This window comes from Serratia sp. CY31944 (assembly GCF_052169175.1).
Classification (GTDB): Bacteria; Pseudomonadota; Gammaproteobacteria; order Enterobacterales; family Enterobacteriaceae; genus Serratia; species Serratia sarumanii.
The window spans coordinates 297,750-304,316 of the sequence record NZ_JBJNLG010000005.1; the positions used below are offsets into that span (position 1 = coordinate 297,750).

A 6,567-nucleotide genomic window follows, 5' to 3' on the forward strand; every position below is an offset into this window, starting at 1 on the left:
TCAATGTTACACCTCGTAGTCCTCCGCTGGAGGAGGCGGGGTGATCTTCACTTTCAGAATGCGGTGGCTGTTGACCTCCAACGGCTCGAACAGGTAGTCACCGATCCTGATTTGTTCGCCTTCTTGCGGCACGCGCTGGCTGTGTTCCATCAATAGCCCCGCCAGCGTGTGGTATTCGCGCTTTTCTTCCAGCGGCATCGGCAGGTACAACACCAGATCTTCCAGCGGCATATAGCCGTTGGCAATCCAGCTGCCGTCTTCGTTTTGCTGAATGTCATGGCGTGCGTCCACCTCTTCGCCGGCCTCCGGCAGATTACCGGCGATGGTTTCCATCACGTCCGTCAGCGTGACGATGCCTTCGACGGAGCCGAACTCGTCGACCACAAAGGCAAAGTGCGTCTGCGCCTGGCGGAATTGCTCCAGGGCGCTTAACAGCGTGAGCTGTTCCGGGAAGATCAACGGTTGGCGTATCAGCGCGCGCAGATCCAGCGGCGCCTGCGCCAACTGCTGTTTGAGGACGTCGATGGTGTGGATCACGCCCAACGGCTCATCGCTGGCGCTGCTTTCTACCACCACGATGCGCGTGTGCTGATTGCGCTCCAGCAATTGCGTCAGCTTTTCCTGCGGATCGTTCAGCTCAAGGTATTCGACGTCGTGACGCGAGGTCATGATGCTGCTGACGGTGCGCTGCGCCATGCCCAGCACGCGTTCGATCATGCGCCGCTCTTGCTGGTTGAAGATCTCGCCGTTTTCGCTGTCGCTGTCCGCCAGCAGGTTGGCGGAATGGCTGTCGACCTCCGCTTCTTCATGTTTGCCGCTCAGCATGCGCAGCACAGCCTCGGCGGTACGTTCGCGCAGTGGCCGCACCTTTGACAGGAAACGACGGCGGTTGAACTGCGCTAGCTGGTTCAATGCCTCGATCATTACCGAGAAGCCGATCGCCGCGTAGAGATAGCCTTTCGGAATGTGGTAGCCGAAGCCCTCCGCCACCAGGCTGAAACCGATCATCAGCAGGAAGCTCAGGCATAGAATAACGATAGTCGGGTGAGCGTTGACGAAACGCGTCAGCGGTTTGCTGGCCAGCAGCATCAGGCCGATGGCGATACAGACCGCGATCATCATCACCGCCAGGTGTTCGACCATCCCAACGGCGGTGATCACCGAGTCGAGCGAGAAAACGGCGTCCAGCACCACGATCTGCGCCACCACCAGCCAGAAACGTGCGCCTTTGCGCGCGCCGTGCTGCTCTTCATCCTTGCCTTCCAGCCGCTCGTTCAGCTCCATGGTGGCCTTGAACAGCAGGAATATCCCGCCGACCAGCATGATCAGATCGCGGCCGCTGAAGGGGTGCTCCGCGACGATGAACATCGGTTTGGTCAGCGTCGCCAGCCACGAGATGGAGGCGAGCAGCGCCAGACGCATGACCAGCGCCAGCAACAGACCGACGACACGAGCCTTATCTCTTTGTTGTTTTGGTAGTTTGTCCGCCAGAATGGCGATGAAGACAAGGTTGTCTATACCCAGCACGATTTCCAGCACGACCAACGTGGCCAGGCCGGCCCAAATTGTTGGATCAGCGATCCATTCCATACGCCCAATTTCACCTGTAAGTTCTACGGCTTATGCCGCTCGGGAATGATGGGCGTTGAGGCGGCAAAATTCAACTTTAATCGGGAGGACGTGGATCAGAACAGGAGGATTGCCGCAAACATCGATCGGCGCCGAGTGGCCAACGGAGCCAGGGGCCGGAGGGCGCAAATATCTACCGGGATGTATGCGCTCAGAAAAGAAACGCCTTATTAAATTTATTTAAATCAAAACATTAAAACAATTTTCCTTGACTATGATTCTTATCGGTATCAGGCATGAGTAGTCTTATTCTGAAAACGGCTGGCTGGGGGGATCTAAGGCTTGTATCACTTAGACATTAGTATAAGAATCTTAGTCATATAACGGCAGTAACTAGCATTGTTTGGTTATAAAGGCACCGGTTTTTTTACTTTTTTGTGAACGGCATGGCAGTTCAAACGAAGAATGAGAGCCGTTTTGCATAAAAATTGTTTGGCTCATGCAATGACGTGGTGGATACGTCATAACAGTACTTTGGTAGCTGCAAGCCAAGGGCGGTAGCGTGCCCGATTGAATCCCTTTGTTCACGCTGCGCAGGTGAATGCAGCGCTACGATGAATTGGAATGAAAATGCAAACAAGACTCAAGGCAGTGATCCCCGTTGCGGGGTTGGGAACCCGTATGTTGCCGGCGACCAAGGCGATCCCTAAAGAAATGTTGCCCGTGGTCGATAAGCCCTTAATCCAGTACATTGTTGCTGAATGTGTGGCGGCGGGGATTAAAGATATCGTATTGGTTACGCACTCATCTAAAAACGCGATTGAAAACCATTTTGACACTTCGTTTGAGCTTGAGGCCATGCTCGAAGCGCGTGTGAAACGTCAGCTCCTGAGCGAAGTGCAAAGTATTTGCCCGCCGGACGTCACCGTGATGCAGGTGCGTCAAGGACAGGCGAAAGGGTTGGGGCATGCGGTGCTGTGCGCCAAGCCAATGGTGGGTGATTCTCCTTTCGTTGTGCTGTTGCCCGATGTTTTATTGGATGATTCTACGGCGGATTTGCGTAAGGAAAATCTGGCTAAAATGATCCAGCGTTTTGGTGATACGGGTTACAGCCAAATCATGGTTGAACCGGTGCCGGAACAAGATGTGTCCAAATACGGTGTGGTAGATTGCGCTGGCGCGACGATCGCGGCAGGAGAAAGCGCGCCGATGACGGCGGTGGTTGAGAAGCCGGCCCGCGAGGATGCGCCTTCCAATCTGGCCGTCGTCGGCCGATATGTGCTTGCCGCCGATATTTGGCCGTTACTTGAGAAAACCCCTCCCGGCGCGGGCGATGAGATTCAACTGACCGATGCGATTGCGATGTTGATGGATGAGCAAACGGTGGAAGCATTCCACATGAGCGGCAATTCCCACGATTGCGGCGACAAGTTTGGCTATATGAAGGCGTTTGTGCAGTATGGTCTGCGTCACGGTACGGAAGGTGAGAATTTCAGCCGCTGGTTGAAGCAGACGTTAGGAAAGTAACAGGTTGTCGCCACCGCGGCTGAAAGCGATCACGAGATTGAATGAGGTCTACCATGACGAAGTTGAAAGCGGTTATTCCCGTTGCCGGATTGGGCATGCGTATGCTGCCGGCGACCAAAGCGATTCCGAAAGAGATGTTGCCAATCGTTGATAAGCCGTTGATTCAATACATTGTCAACGAATGCGTCGCGGCGGGGATTAAAGAGATCATCCTGGTGACGCATTCTTCCAAGAACGCCATTGAAAACCATTTCGATACCTCATTCGAGCTGGAGGCGATGTTGGAGGCGCGCGTGAAACGGCAATTGCTGGATGAGGTGCAGTCGATAACGCCAAAAGGCGTGACGCTGATGCACATTCGCCAAGGGCAGCCTAAAGGACTGGGACATGCCGTTCTCTGCGCTAAGCCGTTGGTCGGTGATTCGCCGTTTGTTGTTCTGTTACCGGATGTATTGCTTGATGATGCTAAGGCTGATCTGAGAAAAGATAATTTGTCGCATCTTATTTCTCGTTTCGAAGAAACGGGCCATAGCCAGATACTGGTTCAAACTGTCGACGAGTATACTCTGCGTGAATATTCTGTTGTCGAGTGTGAGAATAACGCACTGCAACCTGGCGATTCTTCGCGTATCAGTTCAATAATCGAGAAGCCGGGACGCGATGTTCCGCTAAAATCAAACTACTCAGCCGTTGGGCGATATGCGCTATCTGCGGATATTTGGCCTATTCTCGAGAAAATTGAGCCGGGCGCTTGGGGACGCATTCAGCTGACAGATGCTATTGCTGAGCTGACTCAGCAGCAAATAGTAGAGGCCACTGAATTGGTTGGTGAATCGTTCAATTGCGGTGAGAAAATGGGCTATCTGCGAGCGTTCGTGACTTACGGGTTGCGCCATCCTACGCAGGGAAAAGCCTTCCGTGAGTGGGCAGAAAAGTTGGCATTTTAAGAGGTTATAAATCATTATACTGAGGGTTGAGTCTTAAACGCCAGCATTTCGCATGATTGATTTTTATATTAAAATCTTCCAATGGTCGGTATTGTTTAGATTCTTTCCACCCTGAGTTTGTAGCAGATTGAAAGAGATATCGACCAAACGGCAGTTCGTAGACTTCAGATGCGAATGCCAGTGTTAGACGTAGTACTTGATTTGCCAGGATGGCCACCTGTCTTCCCATACCATCCTAATACTACCTTCTGACACTTCAACGATAGCTCAATGATGAGAGAGTGCACGTCTTGATGAATGTTACAGAGCAAGAGCAGAATTCACATGACTTTGTGCTTGGAATTTTCGTTAGATTGCAAATCAGCTGCCAAGGTTAGATAGGATTATCTTGTCAGCTTTGCTGAAACACATACTTGAAAGTGATGATAACTCGATGGCAAAAAGAAAATTGAAAATTATATCGATACTTGTATCCGTCGGTATCCTCAGTGGCTGTACTATCCTTCCCGGACAGCATTTACACACCTCAGGAAAAGAAACGGTAAAACAAGAGGATAGTGATTTTAATATCGATGAACTGGTGAATGTGTATCCGGTTACGCCAAAGTTGATTGACAAGCTTCGTCCCCCACGAGTAGTCGCTCAGCCGAACGCGTTGCTTGAACAAGCACTTCGTAGTTACGAATATCATATCGGTATTGGTGATGTCCTTAATGTAACCGTGTGGGATCACCCGGAGTTGACTACACCAGCAGGCCAGTACCGAAGCGCAAGCGATACGGGGAACTGGGTCCAATCGGATGGTACAATTTTTTATCCTTATATTGGTAAAGTTCGTGTAGCGGGAAAAACTGCGACCCAGGTTCGTTCAGAAATAGCAAGTCGGCTTTCTCAATATATTGAAAGCCCTCAGGTCGATGTCAATATAGCTGCGTTTCGTTCGCAGAAAGCATACATTACTGGTGAGGTATCGAAGTCAGGGCAACAAGCTATCACTAATGTTCCCTTGACGGTACTTGATGCAATTAACGTCGCGGGCGGCCTCACGGAAAATGCCGATTGGCGCAATATCGTGCTCACTCACAATGGTAAAGAAGAGCGCCTATCGTTGCAGAAAATGATGCAAAACGGCGATCTTACACAGAACAGATTATTGTACCCGGGTGATATTCTTTATATTCCTCGAAATGACGATCTTAAGATATTTGTTATGGGTGAAGTTAAAACACCAGCGACACTGAAAATGGATCGGAGTGGTATGACACTCACGGAAGCCTTAGGTAATACCAATGGGATAAGCCAAACGACCGCAGATGCAACCGGTGTGTTTGTCATCCGACCTCTCCATGGTACACAGGGTAGCAAATTGGCTGATATCTATCAGTTGAACATGGCTGATGCGACAGCCATGGTTATGGGGGCAGAATTCCAACTTCAGCCTTATGATATCGTCTATGTCACTGCTGCACCAATTGTCCGTTGGAATCGTGTTATCAGTCAGCTGGCACCTACAATATCGAGCTTCAATGACCTGACTGAAGGTACATTGCGCATTCGTAATTGGCCATAGGGCATAGAGTATGTTTGATTCCATTTTGGTAGTTTGTGTAGGCAACATCTGCCGTTCACCGACGGCCGAGGCTTTGCTTAAAAAACTGTGTCCGGCTAAAAATATTGCCTCCGCAGGTATACATGCTTTAGCTGGGCACAGTGCTGATAATCAAGCGGCACTGATAGCCAGTAAGAACGGTATTTCTCTTGAGGGTCATGTGGCACGGCAGCTTACAAAGAGTATGTGTCAAGAATATTCTCTCATTCTTGTAATGGAAAGGGGACATGTAGATGCTGTATGTAGGCTCATTCCTGAAGTAAGAGGGAAGACAATGCTTTTTGCACACTGGCAAGGGCAAAAAGATATTCCTGATCCTTACAGGAAAAGTCCTGAGGCATTTGAATATGCCTACAATTTGCTTGCAGAATCAGCTCAGAAATGGGCTGATGCTTTAAACCGTTGAATAGAGAACAACATGACTAACAACAGTAAAGCTGGCCAGCTTCCAGCTAGCCAAAGCAATGATGAGATAGATTTAGCCAGATTGATTAGCATCCTTTTTGATCATCGCTGGTTGATTTTAGGGTTCACAACGTTGTTTTGTGTGTTGGGGCTCCTATATAGTCTTTTTGCCACTCCAATATATAGAGCCGACGCATTAATTCAGGTGGAAAGGAGCGATGGTAATTCGCTTGTTAATGACCTGACTCAAATGCTTCCTGATGCACAGCCTGCGTCGTCAACCGAAATCGAGCTGATAACTTCACGGATGATTTTGGGTAAAACGGTAAGTGATCTGCATCTAGATACGATCGCGAATCAGAAATATTTTCCTATATTCGGACGCGGTTGGGCTAGACTGATGGGAGAAGAACCTGGGCAGATCGCATTATCGCGGTTAAATGTACCACCTGAGCTATCTGATGCTAATATCGAATTGACAGTAGTCGATAAAGAAAACTATACCATTTC

6 protein-coding genes are annotated in these 6,567 nt (G+C 49.9%); 5 read left to right on the top strand and 1 reads right to left on the bottom strand.

Annotation, left to right across the window (positions count from 1 at the left end; translation table 11 throughout):
• Positions 1–6: 6 nt before the first annotated feature.
• A complete protein-coding gene (locus tag ACJ8IN_RS08560) occupies positions 7–1,590 on the bottom strand; it encodes a TerC family protein (protein WP_308325561.1) in 1,584 nt (527 codons plus the stop codon).
• 609 nt (positions 1,591–2,199) lie between these two features.
• Here ACJ8IN_RS08560 and galU point away from each other — a divergent pair.
• The 5 genes from galU to ACJ8IN_RS08585 form a co-directional block, all read left to right on the top strand.
• Complete coding sequence (galU, locus tag ACJ8IN_RS08565; protein ID WP_060421736.1) at positions 2,200–3,096, top strand: UTP--glucose-1-phosphate uridylyltransferase GalU; 897 nt, start codon at positions 2,200–2,202, stop codon at positions 3,094–3,096.
• A gap of 53 nt (positions 3,097–3,149) precedes the next feature.
• Entirely contained in the window at positions 3,150–4,043 is an 894-nt protein-coding gene (locus tag ACJ8IN_RS08570) for a sugar phosphate nucleotidyltransferase (protein ID WP_033654957.1), read from the top strand.
• Positions 4,044–4,476: 433 nt separating this feature from the next.
• On the top strand, positions 4,477–5,613 hold the full coding sequence (locus ACJ8IN_RS08575) for a polysaccharide export protein (RefSeq protein ID WP_033654956.1): 1,137 nt from the start codon (positions 4,477–4,479) through the stop codon (positions 5,611–5,613).
• Between the two features lie 10 nt (positions 5,614–5,623).
• Positions 5,624–6,058 (top strand): arsenate reductase/protein-tyrosine-phosphatase family protein, encoded by a 435-nt coding sequence (locus tag ACJ8IN_RS08580; protein ID WP_072008443.1) that lies wholly within the window; start codon positions 5,624–5,626, stop codon positions 6,056–6,058.
• A gap of 12 nt (positions 6,059–6,070) precedes the next feature.
• Positions 6,071–6,567, top strand: a 497-nt coding sequence (locus tag ACJ8IN_RS08585) for a Wzz/FepE/Etk N-terminal domain-containing protein (RefSeq protein WP_442519493.1), incomplete at its 3' end; no start/stop codon positions are given.

What these genes read in the sequence shown, in the direction of transcription:
- galU (WP_060421736.1), top strand. Translation starts at nt 2,200, where the DNA reads ATGCAAACAAGACTCAAGGCAGTGATCCCCGTTGCGGGGTTGGGAACC.
- ACJ8IN_RS08575 (WP_033654956.1), top strand. Translation starts at nt 4,477, where the DNA reads ATGGCAAAAAGAAAATTGAAAATTATATCGATACTTGTATCCGTCGGT.
- ACJ8IN_RS08570 (WP_033654957.1), top strand. Translation starts at nt 3,150, where the DNA reads ATGACGAAGTTGAAAGCGGTTATTCCCGTTGCCGGATTGGGCATGCGT.
- ACJ8IN_RS08580 (WP_072008443.1), top strand. Translation starts at nt 5,624, where the DNA reads ATGTTTGATTCCATTTTGGTAGTTTGTGTAGGCAACATCTGCCGTTCA.
- ACJ8IN_RS08560 (WP_308325561.1), bottom strand. Translation starts at nt 1,590, where the DNA reads ATGGAATGGATCGCTGATCCAACAATTTGGGCCGGCCTGGCCACGTTG.